The organism is Comamonas piscis (assembly GCF_014109725.1).
Lineage (GTDB): Bacteria > Pseudomonadota > Gammaproteobacteria > Burkholderiales > Burkholderiaceae_C > Comamonas > Comamonas piscis.
The window spans coordinates 3,722,079-3,738,265 of record NZ_CP058554.1 but is presented as its reverse complement, the minus strand read 5'-3'; the positions used below and the strand labels follow the sequence as shown (position 1 = coordinate 3,738,265).

Annotated in this window: 14 protein-coding genes; 3 read left to right on the top strand and 11 right to left on the bottom strand. The window is 60.5% G+C overall.

Annotated elements, in window-relative coordinates:
* Positions 1-196: 196 nt before the first annotated feature.
* From HS961_RS16885 to HS961_RS16870, 5 genes are all read right to left on the bottom strand, one after another.
* Positions 197-1,528 (bottom strand): autotransporter outer membrane beta-barrel domain-containing protein, encoded by a 1,332-nt coding sequence (locus HS961_RS16885; protein WP_182323974.1) that lies wholly within the window; start codon positions 1,526-1,528, stop codon positions 197-199.
* Positions 1,529-1,789: 261 nt separating this feature from the next.
* Positions 1,790-2,236 carry a hypothetical protein gene (locus HS961_RS16880; RefSeq protein WP_182328304.1) on the bottom strand — a complete coding sequence of 149 codons (447 nt, stop codon included), beginning with the start codon at positions 2,234-2,236 and terminating at the stop codon, positions 1,790-1,792.
* Between the two features lie 107 nt (positions 2,237-2,343).
* On the bottom strand, positions 2,344-2,478 hold the full coding sequence (locus HS961_RS23730) for a hypothetical protein (RefSeq protein WP_272956274.1): 135 nt from the start codon (positions 2,476-2,478) through the stop codon (positions 2,344-2,346).
* Between the two features lie 979 nt (positions 2,479-3,457).
* Positions 3,458-4,231, bottom strand: coding sequence for a hypothetical protein (locus tag HS961_RS16875; protein ID WP_182323972.1), 774 nt, complete (start codon positions 4,229-4,231; stop codon positions 3,458-3,460).
* A gap of 1,022 nt (positions 4,232-5,253) precedes the next feature.
* Positions 5,254-5,640 carry a hypothetical protein gene (locus HS961_RS16870; protein ID WP_182323970.1) on the bottom strand — a complete coding sequence of 129 codons (387 nt, stop codon included), beginning with the start codon at positions 5,638-5,640 and terminating at the stop codon, positions 5,254-5,256.
* A 137-nt stretch (positions 5,641-5,777) separates the two neighbouring features.
* Here HS961_RS16870 and HS961_RS16865 point away from each other — a divergent pair, with 137 nt between their 5' ends.
* Both HS961_RS16865 and HS961_RS16860 read left to right on the top strand, forming a co-directional pair.
* Positions 5,778-5,915, top strand: a complete 138-nt coding sequence (locus HS961_RS16865) for a hypothetical protein (protein ID WP_182323968.1) — start codon at positions 5,778-5,780, stop codon at positions 5,913-5,915.
* Between the two features lie 390 nt (positions 5,916-6,305).
* On the top strand, positions 6,306-6,662 hold the full coding sequence (locus tag HS961_RS16860) for a PRC-barrel domain-containing protein (RefSeq protein ID WP_182323966.1): 357 nt from the start codon (positions 6,306-6,308) through the stop codon (positions 6,660-6,662).
* A gap of 369 nt (positions 6,663-7,031) precedes the next feature.
* Here the strand turns inward: HS961_RS16860 and HS961_RS16855 are convergent, their stop codons facing one another.
* Positions 7,032-8,429 carry a lectin-like domain-containing protein gene (locus HS961_RS16855; protein WP_182323963.1) on the bottom strand — a complete coding sequence of 466 codons (1,398 nt, stop codon included), beginning with the start codon at positions 8,427-8,429 and terminating at the stop codon, positions 7,032-7,034.
* Between the two features lie 547 nt (positions 8,430-8,976).
* Between HS961_RS16855 and HS961_RS16850 the strand changes: the two genes are divergently transcribed.
* The gene (locus tag HS961_RS16850) at positions 8,977-9,207 is read left to right on the top strand and encodes a hypothetical protein (RefSeq protein WP_182323961.1); all 231 of its coding nucleotides are present in this window, start codon (positions 8,977-8,979) and stop codon (positions 9,205-9,207) included.
* A gap of 28 nt (positions 9,208-9,235) precedes the next feature.
* Here the strand turns inward: HS961_RS16850 and HS961_RS16845 are convergent, their stop codons facing one another.
* The 5 genes from HS961_RS16845 to HS961_RS16825 form a co-directional block, all read right to left on the bottom strand.
* Positions 9,236-11,533: a TonB-dependent siderophore receptor gene (locus HS961_RS16845; RefSeq protein ID WP_412101662.1), complete on the bottom strand. Its 2,298-nt coding sequence runs from the start codon at positions 11,531-11,533 to the stop codon at positions 9,236-9,238.
* 322 nt (positions 11,534-11,855) lie between these two features.
* Positions 11,856-12,905, bottom strand: a complete 1,050-nt coding sequence (locus tag HS961_RS16840; protein ID WP_182323957.1) for a FecR domain-containing protein — start codon at positions 12,903-12,905, stop codon at positions 11,856-11,858.
* Between the two features lies 1 nt (position 12,906).
* On the bottom strand, positions 12,907-13,434 hold the full coding sequence (locus tag HS961_RS16835; protein WP_182323955.1) for a sigma-70 family RNA polymerase sigma factor: 528 nt from the start codon (positions 13,432-13,434) through the stop codon (positions 12,907-12,909).
* Positions 13,435-13,845: 411 nt separating this feature from the next.
* Complete coding sequence (locus HS961_RS16830; protein ID WP_182323953.1) at positions 13,846-14,808, bottom strand: Bug family tripartite tricarboxylate transporter substrate binding protein; 963 nt, start codon at positions 14,806-14,808, stop codon at positions 13,846-13,848.
* Positions 14,809-14,982: 174 nt separating this feature from the next.
* Positions 14,983-16,164 carry a CaiB/BaiF CoA transferase family protein gene (locus tag HS961_RS16825; RefSeq protein WP_238347633.1) on the bottom strand — a complete coding sequence of 394 codons (1,182 nt, stop codon included), beginning with the start codon at positions 16,162-16,164 and terminating at the stop codon, positions 14,983-14,985.
* Between the last annotated feature and the right edge of the window lie 23 nt (positions 16,165-16,187).

The window sequence follows — 16,187 nt, the reverse complement described above, 5'->3', positions numbered from 1 at the left end:
GTCTCAAAGGATCCGCGTTCAGACCATGGGCGAGGGGCTCTGGATAAGCGCCACTAGCACCGCCAGGCAAACCGCCGCTGGGCGGTTGCTGTTGGGCGCTGCCGGCCAGGCATCAAGCGCAGCGCAGTACGTGTGTACGGCATGGCTGGATGCGGCTGGTCAAGCAAGCAGGTAGCAAGGGCTGGGTTTGAAGCATTTAGCCTTGGCGGCCGTTGTGCTTGCGGCTGCGGCGCAAGCCGATCAGGCCCATCAGCGATGCCATCGCCACCAGGCCAACGGTGCCCATCGTTGGCACGGCATGGGCGCCTGCACCGGGGCGGGAGTTGCCATTGCCAAGGATCTGCACTTGCGCGGGGACGCCGCCCACCGCATAGGCATCGGCCACGCTCGGCGGGGCGATGGAGAGTTCAGCCATCACATCGCTTTCATTGGTGGCCGCCACAGCGGTGATCGTGCAAGAGGCCTGGGTGGCATTGGCGGCGATCACCAGCGGCGATGCGCAGGTGCTGCTGTAACGCGGGCTGTTGGCTGGCAGATTCAGGTTGATCGGCATGTCCACACCCAGGGGAACACTCAGCGACACCGTGCAGGTGGCGACCAGGCCTGCCGAGCCGCCCAGTTGGGATGGCGTGCAGGCCACGCTGGCTTCCACCGGCGAGGCCTCTGTCCGCTCGTTGTTCGACAGGTACCAGTTGTTGCCGATCTTGACCAACTCATAGCGGAATCCGCCCACTTCCAGATGACCCGGTGCGGGCAGGCTGAAGACGCCATTCGATGCACCAGCGACTTCCACCACCAAAATGCCGTTGCCGGTGGTGGGTGCGCCGGCGCCGCCCAGATTGGTGATGTTCAAGATGGTCGTACCGTTGGTAGCGCCGTTGACGACCAGTTTTTCGGTGGCAGAGTTGTCTGCCCCCACGATGGTGTTCATGGCGATAACGCCGCCATTGCCGACGTAGTTGCCAGTTACCGTCAAAACACTTCCCGTGCCGCCAGCCAACATGGTCACCGTGCCCGCATTGCTGAGGCTCTTCACGGTGGGGCTGTAGGTGTTGGTATCCAACGTTCCGCCACTGGCAACGGCAAAGTCAGAGGTAGGGCTCAGGCTGTTAGTAGAGCCTGCGCGTAGCACGCCAGCATTGACGTTGGTTTTGCCGTGGTAGGTGTAATCGCGGGTGAGGGTGGTAATGCCAGAATCCGTGACATTGACCGTGCCTGGTCCTGTGATCGGCGCATAGAACGCATAGTTGCCAGAGTTATCGGTGTGGTTGAAGTTAAGAACGCCCAGGCCGTTCTCACCAAATACGATGTTCAAGGCATGCAAGAAACCCGGTGTGGCGGCACCATTGATGTTGATAGTGCCCCTGCCCGTGGAGGCGGTGTTGCCAAAAACAGATGGCAGGCGAAGCTCCTGGCTGACAGCCACCGAGCTGCCTTCACCGATGTTCAGTGTGGCATCGCTATCACCGAGCTCCTTACCGATCGAGAGAAACTGGCCGGCCTCCAGGTGAGAGCCTGCGCCGCTCAAGGACACGCTTCCATAGGCAAGGTCAGTGTGCTGTCGGCAGTTGAGCAGTCCTCCGTTGGTGACGCGTACGGTAGATGCGCTTCCCATGCCGAAATTGCAACCCCTGTGGCCGCCCAAAGTAGAGCCAACGCCGTCGATTTCTACGAGTGCTGACGAGTTCAGAGAGCCTGCAGTGTAGATCTCTCCATCCGCAAACGCGATACCGCCGTTGAGTACTTTCAGGGTGCCTGCTCCTTCAAGATGGCCAATCCTGAAGTTGTGTTACTGGTTGACTGGCGAGCTCCAGTTGGATCCCGGGCCATCAACGGTCACCGTGCCATTGCTACCTGCTTCTCTGCCGATGTAGGCATCGGCAGAGACCAACAGGCCGCCGCTGTTGATATTGAGTACCCCGGTGCCGGCATTGCCAACATTGAGCTCAGCGGAGGTCCATTGGGAACTGCCAGAAAGAGTCGCTGTTCCCGAGCCACTCGTCGCTGCACCCAGCGTTGCTGGGCCGGTGTTGATCAGTACAGCCCCCGACGATACGTCCAGCGCTCCTGCAGCGGTATTGCCGACCGTCATGCTGTCGGTGGTGTAGCTTGCGCCTCGATGGCCGGTCGCTGTAGTGTCACCCGTCAATTCAATGGACTGCGCATGGGCCATACCTGCCATAAGGCAGGGAACCAGCAAGGCGCATTGGCTCAGAGGGAAGAATGGTTTTTTCATATTGATCTCTATTTTTTACGTTGTAAGAAGCTATCTAAATGGAGGCTTTTGCCTTCTATGTGTCGGATACGCGGTTCTTCTGGAGGGAGGGGTAGAGGGGGCCGGCCTTAGGCCCTGAACGAGGATGGCGACTGGGCCATCTGGCCCATCAGCGCCAGCAAGCCCTGGCTTGCGCTGTCTGCAGGCGCAGGGGCGGACATGGAGCGGGCTTGACTTCCGTCAAGAAGAAATTGGTCTTTCATCATGTTTCCTGGTTGGGTTAAAAAACGCAGAGCTCTCTGTTCTCCGCGTCCTCCTGTAAAACAGAACAGCGCATAGATTAGGGCAATTCCCTAGTTTTGATTGATAACAAACGTGTATCAACTTTAGTTTGTTGTTATGTTTTTGGCTATGAAAAGGGTGCAGGTCTCCTTGGATTGAGAATAGGTCTTATAAGTGTTTGTGGTTCGGCATACCCCCGTGCGGAAAGCTCCAGCCAGTGCGCTTAAACGCTGGTTTTCTCTCGACAGACCGCTGTTTGACCTGGCAGTCATTCACTGCACTTTGGGCTCGCTCAACATACTCTGTGCACAAAACGTGTATGCAAAAATCACACGGCGCATAGGCTATCACGATCAATTGTTATTTTTTATAAAAACTCAATTTTCAATAGGTAATTGCTTTTATCGCGTGTCGCAGATGGCTTTGGATATAGCCCCAAAAAATGGGCTGATGCTTTGGGTCTTTGCTTGGCTGCGCGGGGGCGCGGAAAGCTGGGTATCGGGCCATGTGCAGCGCCGATGGGCTGGGGCGCTGGGGCCTCTGCATGGCCCCTGGTTGCCAGTGGCAGCGGGATGCTGGCTAACAGGCACAGGTCGCTGCGCCAAGGCAGCGCGCTATCGCTGGCGCGGCCGGATGGCAAAGCGCCGGCTCAGCCCAGATGCAAGTGCCAGTAACAGCGGGCGACAGCGGGGTGACCGGTAGAGTAGATGGTCCTGGCGGTTGCCGGGCCACAACAGCGCTGCCCAGGCATGCCGCTGGGCAGGTGGGATGGGATGGCCGGTGCGGTCGCAGCAGGTGCAGGCCTGGGTACCTGCTGCATTGGCCGCTGGCGAGCAAGGCGATAAACACGGGCTGCCCGCCATTGGCAACCCCAAAAAAAGAACCCGGGGCCTCGCCATGGACGAGCCCCGGGGACATGCCACACCTGAGGGCGCTAAAGCCTCAGGCCGGCAGAACGGATTAGACCGATTTGCGCGAGTGGCGCAGGCCGATAAAGCCCATCACGGAGACCAGAGAGACCAGGCCAACGGCGCCCAAGGTGGGGACGGGGGTGGGGGCTGCGGGAGGCACGACGACGTCGTCGCTTCGGATGGTCACTTGTGCCGCATCGCCTTCAACCGTGTAGGCATCCGGCGTGGTGGGCGGCGCCACTGAAACATCTGCAATCACATCGGGAGCGTTGGGCGTCGTATTGGCCACTGCCGTGATCGTGCAAGAGGCTTGGGTGGCATTGGCTGGAATCACCAGGGGCGACGTGCAGGTGGTGGTGTAACCCGGGTTGGTGGCAGGCAAGTTCAGGTTGATGGGGGTATCAGTGGTGGATGGGGCGCTGACCGTCACCGTGCAGGTGGAGACTTGGCCGGCAACGGCTAGCAGCTCGGTGGGGGTGCAGGTGAGGCTGACGCTGGGGGGGACGACGTCAACGGGCGATACGCTGATTTGGACAGCTGGGATTTGTGGCTCGACCAGCCATGTCGCTCCGTCATCAAGGGTGTCGATATGACCACTGCCCACCATGCTAAAGCCCTCGCTGTAAGTCAAGGCATAGTTTTGGTCCGAAGTTACGTCGCCGTCGGTCAGTCGAGCGTAGTCGCTTGCATTGGACAGGATCAATGCGTACTTTTGCGCAGGCTGAAGAATGGTAGTAGCAATGGCCCCCAATTGGGCAACGTTGTATGTATGCACCACGCTCGCGTCGCCATTTCCCACCAAGTTGATGGTGGTGGACGCCAATGCTGCACCGGTAGGAAAGTTAGTAGTGTTGTCAACTTGATAGAGGCTTAGTGTCGCAGTGACAGGTAAGCCCACGTCAAAGCCAAAAACGACTTCGCGGATGAGGGTCTGGATAGGGCCCGTTTGAAAAGCAGGTCCGCGCTGTTCGGGTGATTCAAAAGAATAGGAGCTTGGTTCGAACATCGGGAGGCTATTGACCACCACCACAGGCGGCTGGCTTTGCGCAGAAGCCATAGGCCCCCAAGACGCCGCACAGGCAAGTAAACCAAGGGTGGTGTAGTGGCGCAAAGCGCGGCGAGTCATGGCTAGCATGTGTTTTCTCCGGTAACTGATTCAAAGATTGCGACAGATATGTCCCTGCAGAAACTGCGGTGGACGGACATGTGGGAATTTTGGTTAGTCAGATTGCCAATAAACAATAATCGTTAATCAATAACGGGTGTAATTTATTTGCAAGTTCTGTTGTTGAAATGGCAGTTGGTATTTTGATAGTTTCTATCAATCAATTGGATGTTTGTGGGTATTTACTGTTGTGACTTTGGCGCAGCTAAAGGGGGTCTGCGCCCGTATACCCAAGGTCTGGGCGGGCAAGCAGGGTGGGTGAAAGGGGTCTAAAGGCTGCCAACATTCCCGCTGCTGGGATGATCCACACAGGGATTGGAAGGTTATTTACAAGGCTTGAATGGGTGAGCCGCAGGCGATTGACCGCCCGGGTTTAGTGCCTGGAATGCAGAGCGGAAATGCCGTTGTAGAAATGGCATGCACGCGAATGGCAGCGTGCCGATTGGGTGCCGTTCCCCCGTGTTTTTCTCCAACGCAAAAAGGCCAGGCTGGTGGACCTGGCCCATATCTGGCATCGGCACATGGCGCTAATGCGTCGCAGCAAATCGGCGGTGTGGAATGGAAGCTGGCTAAGCCTGAAAAGGTATTCAGCCGCAGGCCGAACCAAGCTACGACATGACTTGGTGCGGCCGGCGCGGCAACCGCGAATTGCGGCAGTGTTGGCGGCCGGCGCCATGCCTTTAAGGCTGGCTGCCGGGGCTGCACTGCCAGTTGCCGCCCATCAGCTGGCAACTAATCCCATCGGGCCCCACCAGGCGCTGTGGGCCGGAGCGGGTGAGGAAGCGGCCCTGGTTGTCATTACAGCCGCTGGCGTTGCAGCTGATGATAAAGATGGGCTGGGGCGCGAGCGGTGTGCTGGGGGCGCTGGCGGGTTCAGCGGCTTGCGGGCGGCGCGGTTTTCTGTCGCTGTCCTGGTCCTGCTCTGCATCGCTGTCTCTGTCGTGGACTGTGGCGTTGGCAGCAGGGCGTTCGCTGCGCGTGGCCTGGGGCGTGGCTGCCGTAGCGCCCGCAGTGCCCGCAGCGGCGCAGGCCTGGGCCATCCCCAACAGCAGTGTTGCCAAAGTCATCGAACCACGCATTCTGTTTTCCTCTACCGGGGGCGGGTGTGGCCCCTGCTACCGACAACGCCGCCAATCAGGCGCTGTCATGCTTTCTGTACTTTGTCTGACGCGCTTGCGCCAGGCCGATGGATAGATTCTCAGGTATGAACCCACCAGACCCCAAACCTACCAAGCCCACCAATCCCAACACCGGCGCTGGGCGATTCGCCAACAAGCGTTTTGCCATCATCGGCGCCGTTGTTTTGGTGTTTTTGCTGATAGCGATTTTTGTGCCGTATTGAGGGCGCGAGCGCTATGCAGTGCCGTGCAACGGGCAGCCTTCGGGCTGCCCGTTTTGCGTTGGACGCAAGGAGTAGCGGCCACTGTAGTCGCGGAATGTATCGCTTGCATGTGCGGCCTGTTGCTGCGGCAACCATGGACGGCCAAAAAACCGCGCCAAGGCGCGCCCCGCCTGGCACGGCGGGGTATCGCCCGCACCGTGCTTGCTGCGATTTTTCCCGTCCTGCAAAACCGGTGCGGCCCGTCCTACGGTTATCGGAACGCGATGACTACCCGGCCCGCCAGCGCCGCTGTTTAGCATTGAATCCAAGGCCGAGACACAACGGAAGCGCTGTCAACAGCACCCCGCATCGGCCCCTTTGCAATCCCGCTTTCCAACACAGGAGAAACCTATGAACACGATTAACACCGCATCGAGCGTCATCTCTTCCGACAAGGTGCAAGGCACCAAGGTCTACAACCCCAATGGCGACAAGCTGGGCTCGGTGGAAAGCCTGCTGCTGGACAAGCTGAGCGGCAAGGTCCGTTATGCCGTGATGGAGTTCGGCGGCTTTCTGGGTATGGGCACCGATGTGTACCCGCTGCCCTGGGAAACGCTGAAGTACGACACGGGCCTGGGCGGCTATGTCGTGTCGCTGACCAAGGAACAGCTGGAAGGCGCGCCCCGTTATGCGCGTGAGACCACGCAGGATTACAACGACGAGTATGGCCGCAAGGTGAACGAATACTACGGCGTGCCATGGATTTAAGGTGGCGGGGCTAATACAGCGCCTGATACGTCGTTGCTCGGGCTTGTCGTACTTCCAGTACTGCCTACGCCCGTGCGCCTAGTCTCAGGAGCTGCCTTAGCCCCTTGAATGGGTAGGCTGTGAATTCAGAACCTCCCTTGTGACGAGCCTGCTGGTTATTCAGTGGGCTTTTCTATTTGGGTACGGCCCCTTGTCGGGGGCGCGGAGTCTCAGGAGTGTCGTAAGCCCCGGGATGATCGGAGACACCCTCCGTAGGCCAAAACAAAAACAGCTCGCTGGTTATCAGCGGGCTGTTTTGTACTTGCTTCGCGATTGCGGGCTGCGGCGGTGGATGCCAGCGTTCAGTTTGGCCGGACAATCCTTGCTGCTTTAGCCTTTGCGGTTGCGTCGCTGGGCGATGGCACCCCAGCCGATCAAGCCCATGGACAGCAGGCTCAGGCCCCAGACGCCCAAGGCGGGCACAGGTTTGGTGGGAACAGGTTTGATGGGGTCGGTTGGACAATCGACCACAAAGGCGGTGCTGCTGGATTGGTTGTTGGCAGGGTCTTCGTCTGCGAAGCCAGAGGTGGGAGTGAAATCGACGCTTGCAGAATTGCCGACGGAGGCATTGCAGACGGCAGCTTGGTCCACCTCCCCCTGAAAAACAAAGTTCAGCTCTCCGCTCTGGCCCATGGTGTAGTTGCCCAGGTCTGCAATGTCGCCGCTGCCACTGGCTGCCGGGCAGGTGGTGCCTGCGCCGCTGGCGGTGCAGGTCCATGTTTTGTTGCTGAGCTCGGGAATGCGGTCGTTGATCAGCGGGGCGCTGGACGGGACATCGATCTTGGCGGAGAGGGGCGAGTTGCTCAGCGTGTTGTTCTTGACGCTCAGTGTGTAGCTAACGGGATCGCCATGGCGCCGGCTGGTGGGGCTGGTCATCGCGACGTCGATCTGCACATCTGCAGGTACGGCCACTTTGTTGAGGCGCACCTCATGGATTTGGGTTGCGGTCCCTGTGGAGGCTGAGAAACCAATGCTGAGCTGGGGCGGCGCTGCATAAGGGAAGGGTTGGTCGGTAATGATCGGTGCGGGTGCACCGGTTGGGCCGTCGAGCACGCTGACCAAAAAGGGCGAATTGGCATCGCCAGTCGGCACCAGGACGATGCGTGCGGATCGGTCAACGGCGCGCGCAGTGGCATCTGGGTTATTGAGTGCAGGTACATTCGTGCCGGCAAGATAGGTGTTGGAGCTGGATAACGGTCCCCGAATCGCGATGGTATTAGGTATGCGCGGCGTATTCGGGTCGCCTAAGCCTCCGCAGGCAATATCGGTAGAGAAATAGCCATAGGCATCAAAGCCCACGCCCAGATAACCACCATCTCCGCCGCAGTAACCCAGATCCCCTCCGTGTTTGGCTCCTGTCATTCCTTTAGTCGCATCGTACAAATAAAAGGACAGGCCATCGCCTGCGAGATCAGTTGGAGCGTCTGTCATCCACATCACGTAATCAAAATCTATAATCACCCCTTCTTCTGCGGAGAAGCTTGCGCCGGTGTATTGTGCAGATCCAGTCTGTTGACGGGCATTTTCTGTAAGACGTAACCAACCCGACCCTGCTGCGTCATAACCCGGAGAAGACGCCGCTGTTAGCTGTGCAGAGCCGGTCAAGTTCCACTGCAGCTCGACGGCATTTCGAAAAGCCGGTGGCACCACGAACTGTGACCAGGCTATGGCTGGCAAAAAAGTGAGACCTGCTAAAAGCACATATTTCTTGAAGTAGAGGTAAGACATAGGTTTCCTTGGATATATCGAAAGATTGCGATTAGGGTGACGTGTATGTAGCGGGCAAACAAATAAGATGCTGCCAATTATTATTGGTCTTCGTTACTTACGACTGAATGAATGGTCGTCCGCTGTCACCTTCGCCATGGATTTATACATCTTCTGAATTTAATTGCGCAAGCCTATGTCTGATGCGCATCATTAGTCATATGCGCCATTGTTAAATATGTAACATGTGAAAATAGTAGGAATCAGTGCTGCCCAGTTGGATGTATCTGTGCTTGTTTTTCCTTGATTTTTATAGTGCGTTTAACAACGCCATGGACCTACGCGTGGTTGCACTTAAGGTGTGGCGTTTGACCACTTGGTGGTTTTTTAGAGAGCGACAGAGCTTATAAAGGTATCTACTATTTAAAAAGCATCAATTTAAATAGCTAAATAGATATCTATTTCTTCAAAGCAAATCAAGCATAGGTGTGCATCTGAAGTGCGCCCCTGCATGGCTGCTTGCACAGTTCCGCGCCGCTTTTGAAAATTAATGTAATGGCGGGAAACTGTGGTTTGTATCGACGGATCGCTGCCTGAGCTTGGCTTTGTGCGCAGGTTGCGCAATGCCGAAACCGCCGAGCTGAGCGGCGGTGGCGCAGAAAGTGAGCAGACCGGATGGCCTGCGGTGCAGCAGCCTGGCCAACCCAGAAGGGAGCTGGCAAAAACCTGCCTGGCGATTGGTTCCGAGGCCTGCCTGCTGTGCGCGGTGCTGGTGGATGTTGCGGAGCAAGCCCGCTGATCAGCATCAGCGGGCTTGTGATGGGCGCTTAGAAGTCGTACTTCGCCGTCAACGTGAACTTGCGCGGTGCGCCGTAGTAGATCTGGCTGCCGGCAAAGTCAAAGTAGGTCTTGTCAAACAGGTTGCTGACATTGAGCTGCACGGACAGCTGGCGCGAGATGTCGTAGTTGGCCATCAGGCTGGCCAGGGTGATGGAGCCCTGGTCGCGGCGCGCTTCCACATCGGTAGATGTGGTGGTGGTGGTGGCGTAGGTGCCACCGCGCCAGGTGAGGCCGCCGCCCACCTTGAGGGCGCTCCAGTTGCCCGGCAGGCGGTAGGTGGTGTAGAGGTGGGCCATGTTGTTGGGGCGCTGCGATTGCAGGCGCGAGTCGTCGGCCGCGCGGGCATCGGCCCGGGCAAAGCCGGCGATCAGCTGCCAGCCCCGGGCCAGCTCGCCCGATACCTCGGCCTCAAAGCCCTTGCTGGTGACGCCTTTCTCACCCCGGTAGGCTGGGTTGCCGGTGCCGCCAATCATGTTGTCGCCGTCTTGCACGGCGACATTGTCCTGGGCGATGCGGAACACGGCCAGCGAGGCGTTGACCTTGCCATCCAGGTAGGCGGCCTTGATGCCGGCCTCGTACGATTTGCCAGTCACAGGGTCCAGGTAGCGGCCTTGCGCGTCTTGGTAGTTCTGCGGCTGGAAGATATCGGTATAGCTGGCGTAGACCGTGTAGGTGGGGTTGAGGTCATACAGCAGGCCGGCGTAAGGCGTGAAGACATTGTGCTTGCGCGTCTCCGTCAGGCTCTGGCTTTGCCAGCGGGTTTCGCGCCCGCCGATGATGAGCTTGAGGTCATCGGCCAGCGACAGGCGCAGCGCGCCGTAGACGGCGGTCTGGCGCGTGCGGTCATCACCCAGCGGGCGGAAGGCGCCCCAGACCGGCTCGGGGTAGGAGCCATCCCATTCAAAGATATTGCCCACCGGTGTGGCGGTGTAGGCATGGTTGCCATAGGTGTAGTTGGACTGGCTGCCGGTCAAGCCCACAACGGCCTCATGCTTGCGGCCCAGCAGATCAAACGGCCCGGTGGCCTGTAGGCTGCCACTGTTTTGCGCAAAGCTTTGGCGCGAGTAGTTGGGGTAGGGGCCCAGGCCCAGGCCGGTGTTCTTGTCGGGCTCGTTCAGCAGGTAGAAGAGCTTGGAGGTGTAGTCCGCATCCAGCCGGCTGGCGTTGGCCTTGATGGACCAGCCATTGTCAAAGCGGTGCTCCAGCCCGGCGTAGGTGGTGTTGCTGGTGGTGTTCCACTCGGTCCAATCGGCGCCAATGCTGAAGGAGCGCGGCCAGTGCGTGGCGCTGCCATCCTGGTAGACCATGGGCAGTCCACCCCAGGTAACGCCGGTGGGGCGCTTGGCCTGGTGCTCCAGCCCGATCCAGGCGGTGGTGTCGGGGGTCAGATCGGCTTCGACCGTGGCCAACAGCGCGCGGTTGCGGGTGTGGTAGCGGTCGAGGTGCGAGTCGCGCTCATCGGCCATCGCCGCTACGCGGGCGCGGATGCGGCCGTCGTCGGTCAAGGGCGTGCTCAGGTCCAGCGTGGCGCGGCGCTCGTTCCAGGAGCCCAGGCTGAACGTGGCCGAGCCGGTGAAGGTTTTGCTGCTGGCGCGCTTGCGCACCAGGTTGACCGACGCGCCGGGATTGCCTGCGCCGGTCATCAGCCCCGTGGCGCCGCGCACCACCTCGATGCGGTCATACAGGATCGGGTCGAGCATCGACGCGCCAAAAAAGTCATTGGCGACAAAGGTGGGCACGCCGTCGTACTGGTAGTTGTTGATGTAGAAGCCGCGCGCATCCAGATCGGTGCGATCGCTGTCGGAGCTGATGGCCGAGATGCCGGTGATGTGGCGCGCGGCCTCGCCAATGCTGGTGATGCCCTGGTCCTCGATCTGCTGGCGGGTGAGCACGCTGACGGATTGCGGCGTCTCACGCGGCGACAGTTGCAGGCCGGTCGCCGCCGCCGTGCTGCGGATGGTGTAGTTGCCGGTGCCTTCGGTGGTGGCGCTGCGCTCGGCCTGGGCGGTGACGCGCAGCTCGGGCAGGGTGATGCTGGGCGCGCCGTCTGCCGCGCTTGCGGCCACTGCAGCCGGTGCTGCGGCTTGTGCCACACGGCGCACCACATAGCTGCCACTGGCATCGCGCTGGGCCTGCAGCGGCAAGCCGGCCAGCAGGCTGCTGAGCGCCTGACCTACATCGGCGGCGCCTTGCACACCGGGGCTTTGCAGGCCGGCAACGGTATCGGGTGCGAAGGAGATCAGGGTGCCCGATTCTTGCCCCAGGCGGTTGAGCGCTGCGGCCAATGGGCCGGCGGGGATGGAGTAGCTGCGGGCGGCTGGGGTTGCAGGGGCGCTGGCAGAGGGCTGGGCCTGCGCGCTGTGCGGCAATGCCGCCAGGCTGGCGCAGGTGGCCAGGCCAAGGCAGAGCAGATGGGCGGAGAGCGCGGTGCCACGGGGCGTGGCGGGGGCGTAGAAACGAGAGCGGAGCATGCGGAGAGTCCCGGTTGGTACAAGCTGGTTGCAGCGCGCCGCAAAGGGTTTTACGGCACTTCTGCAAGGCTTGACACGCGGGTTGGGCCAATTGGCCACATTTTTTTTGAAGCGCTTGGCGATGCGCGTATGACAACTAGTTTATTTCGACCGTCACCCACCAGCGTGTGCGGCTGCTGATGCGCACAGGCAAGGCACGGCTGAGCGCTGCCAGCACCTTGTCGGTATCCGCCAAGGGGTAGCTGCCCGATACGCGCAAGGCTGCGGCCTCGGGCGTGCAGTGCAGGCGGCCGGGGCGGTAGCGGGCCAGCTCGGCAATAAAGTCGCCCAGGCGCATATCGTCGGCCACCAGCATGCCCTGGGTCCAGGCCAGGTCGGCAGCGGGGGCGGTGGCTTCGCGCAGCAATTGCTGCGTGGCGATGCGGCCTTGCTCGCCGGCAGCCAGGCGCAGGGTCTGGCTTATGTCGTTGCGCAGTTGCAGCTCGACCTGGCCCTCTTGCACCTGCACCAGGGTGTCGTCCGCATACTGGCGCACCGTAAAGCGGGTGCCAATGGCGCGTGCCAAGCCTTGGCTGCTGCGCACGCGCAAAGGGCGGGCCTGGCCGGTCGCTGGGTCGGGGCTGGGGTCGGCAGCGCTTTCAATCTGGATCTCACCAGCGCGCAGCACGATCAGGCGCTCGCTGCTGCTGTAGCGCAGATCCACCGCCGTAGCGGTATTGAGCAGCAGGCGCGTGCCATCGGCCAGCACGGTGCGCTGCTGCTCGCCAGTGGCGGTTGCTAGATCAGCGCTGGCGCTGAGCCAGGCTTGCTGGCCCAGCGGGCTTTGGCCCAGGGCCAGCAAGCCGCCGGCACCGGCGCCCAGCATTACCGCCAGGCGCACCGCATGGCGGCGCGACAAGGCGGGCGATGCCAAGGTCTGTACCGCCACCGCCGTGGGCACGCCGCGCAACTGGCCATCCACCTGCGCAATGCGCTGCCAGGCCTGGGCATGCAGCGGGTTGGCATCCAGCCAGCTTTGCCATTGCTGGCGCTTGCGGCGGGCGGTGCTGCTGTCGCCAGGCTCCAGATCCAGCAGCCAGCGCACGGCGGCTTGGGCCACGGCAGGGGGGATGGTGGTTGGCATGGCAGCTGGCATAGCTTGTGCGCCCAGCGGCAGTGCGCCGGGCAGCTTGTCGGGCGCGGCCATCTCAGGCCTGGTCCGCAAAATAGCAGCGCTCTGCCGCTGCGGCCAGGTGGCGTCGCACGCTGGTGCGCGATATGCCCAGCTGCTGGGCAATCTCTTCCTGCGTCAAATCCTCCAGCCGCCACAGCAAAAAGGCCTTGCGGGCAACGACGGGCAGGCCGCCCAGCAGGCGGTCAATCGCCACCAGGGTCTCCAGCACCATCAGTTGTGCATCGGGCGGCGGGGCCACGGGCTCGGGCAGCAGGGCCAGCGCATCCAGGTAGGCGCGCTCAATCTGCCTCCGCCGCAGGTGGTTGGACAGCAGGCGCTGCGCAATGGTGGTGAGGTAGGCGCGCGGCTCCAGCAGCTCTTGCAGTTGCTGGCGCTGGGTGCCCAGCACGCGCACAAAGGTGTTCTGCGCCAAATCCGCCGCATCCCAGGCGCAGCCCAGCTTGCGCCGCAAGCGCGCGACCAGCCAGCTGTGGTGCGCCTCGTACAGGGCCTGCACCGGATCGACGGAGGGTGAGGGCGGGATGCCGGTGCCGGGGTGCATGGTGTGGAGGATGTCACGGAATGAGAATGGTTCTTATTATATGTGTGTCCAGGTGTGGGATGCAGACGCGGTGATTGCGGTGTGGAGGGGCGGTTCTTGGTGTGATTTGGATATGGCCCGCTGGTGTGAACTGGAGAACGCTTTGGGAGTTGGCAAGCAAGTGCTGCTTAGCGTGGTGGGTTGGCTTGTCACCTTGTGCGGGGTTGGCGAGCATGGCCGGCAACCCTCAAGCTTGCATTTGGGGTCCGGATGTCGCTTACCGCCAGAAGCGACCCTGAAGCCGTTGTTGCCAACGACTGGACCCCACCATCAAACTGGGTCTCAGCCAGCAGCCCTGGGCTTGGCGTTCATGGGACCCCGCGAACTGCTTGTTCAGATGGCTGAGCGACGCAGGCGGGGGCGCTGTTGAATTCAGTCGACTTTCAGTCCGGCGTTCTTGACCAGAGGGCCCCATTTGACGCGCTCGCTAGCGGCAAAGGTTTTCAGCTCTTCTGGAAGGCCATTCGAGGGTTCATGGCCAAGCTCCAGAAGCCGCTGGCGCACGTCAGGCTGGGCCAGGAGTTTGCCGAGTTCTGTGCTGAGCCTCTGCAGAATAGCCGGCGGCGTTCCACGTGGTGCATACAGCCCATTCCACGCGATAACTTGGAAATCATCGAGTCCCTGAGACGTCACCGTCTGGGCCTGCGGCAACAGCGAAGACTGCTGCAGTGAGGTGACGCCAAGCACTTTGAGTTTGCCTGAGCTGACGAATGAGCGAACGGCACTGGCCGTGTCGATGCCAACGCTCACCTGTCCGCCAATGATGTCGGTCATGGAGGTTCCGGAGCCTTTGTAGGGAACGCTTTGCAAGGACGCTTTTCCTTTCTCTTGCAGCAGTTCCAAGACCAGGCGGGCGGTGGTGCTTGGCAGGGCGACATCGACAGAACCTGGCTTGGCTTTGGCGGCGGCGAGCAGGTCACCGATTCCTGCGTAGGGTGCTGCAGGGTTCGCAATGACCACCATCGGAAACGTGCTGACGAGGCCAATGGGTTCGAAGTCCTTTTCTGGGTCAAAAGGCATGGAGGCATACAAGAACTTATTGAGTACATGGGTGCCGTTGGTTCCCATCAGCAGGGTGTAGCCATCCGGCGCTGCCCGAGCGACCTCTGCCGCACCAATGTTGCCGCCAGCGCCTGCGCGGTTGTCCACGACAAAGGGCTGACCCAAGGTTTTGCCCAGATGCTCAGCGACAAGCCGTGCTGCAACATCGGTTCCTTGTCCGGCTTGGTAGGGGACTACCAGTCGAATGGGTTTGGCGGGGTAGGTTTGTGCGATGCTCGGCTGCAGCATCACGAGCGAGGCCACGACGCCTCCGATGAACGTGCTAACTCTCATGGTTGTCTCCTTCGGTTTTATGGTCAGGTGCCAACTGCGTGTCAGATGCAGTTCTGCCCGCACCCGGGGGCATCGCGCAACTAGGGATCTTCTGCATAACCCTCGCCAAGCGGGATGGACGCGGATCGCCCGAGGCCGCGCTCAGACCACGGCAGGGAGTTTTGCAGTGGATCCCTAGGCGCAGGTCAAGGTAGGTGGCACACCTCCTTCGTGAAAGATTGCTGCGGTGTGCTCACCAAATCTCGGGGGATTCGATCCTGGACAGCCAGGCGTTCGGGATAGCTTCACGGGTACGCCAATGCCGTGGTAGCCATCGCGCTCGACGGTCATCTTGCGGTGGCGTGAATGGGGTTGGGCAAACGCTTCTGAGACTGAGTTCACAGGGCCAGCTGGAACGCCGCAGCCCATGAGCTCGGCACACAATGGGTCGCGAGAGAAACTGCTGAGTGCCACTTCAATCAGTTCCCGCAGGGCATCTCTGTTCTGAAGGCGACCGGCATTGCTAAAAAACCGTTCGTCTTCCAGCACATGGCTCAATCCGACATGGTCGCAAAAGCGCTTGAACTGGCGGTCGTTGAGGATGCCCAGAAAAATGTAGCCATCGGTGCACAGAAATTTGTCGTAGGGACTGATGTTTGGATGTGCGCTGCCAAGGAGTCTGGGTTCTTGGTGTGAGTACATCCAGTTTGCGGCATGTGGGACCAGCAAACTCATCGCAGCGTCGAAGAGCGCAGCGTCGACTCTTTGGCCCATGCCAGAGCGCGACCGCTCATAGAGCGCCAGCAGGATTCCAGAGAACGCCGTGTAACCTGTGAGGTGGTCAACGATGGGAATGCCAATACGCGTGGGCCCACTTTGCATGTCGCCATTGATGCTCATCAGGCCACACATTGCTTGGAGCACCGCGTCATAGCCTGGCAGGCCGCCTAAAGGTCCATCACTCCCAAATCCCGACACCGTGCAATGAACCAGCCTTGGAAAGCGTGGCTGCAGTACTTTTTCATAGTCGAGCCCCCACCGAGCCATGGTTCCAGGGACGAAGTTTTCAATCAAAACATCGATGCCGTCCAATAACGCCAGCAGGTCCTCTTGTCCTGACTTGGTCGACAAGTCAAGCACCACGCCACGCTTGCCCCGGTTGACGGCGGTGTAGTAGGCGGCATCGCCCGTGACGGCAAAAGGGGGGCCCAGTTTGCGCGTTTCATCGCCCGCTGGTGGCTCTACCTTGATAACGTCGGCCCCATGGTCGGCCAGCATCTGGGCGCACAGCGGCCCCGCGAGTACCCGAGAAAGGTCGAGCACGCGCAGGCCTTGGAGCGCAGCTGCTGGCGACTTGTCCTCATGTCTATTTGTCACATCAGACCTCCAGTTGGGAAGGA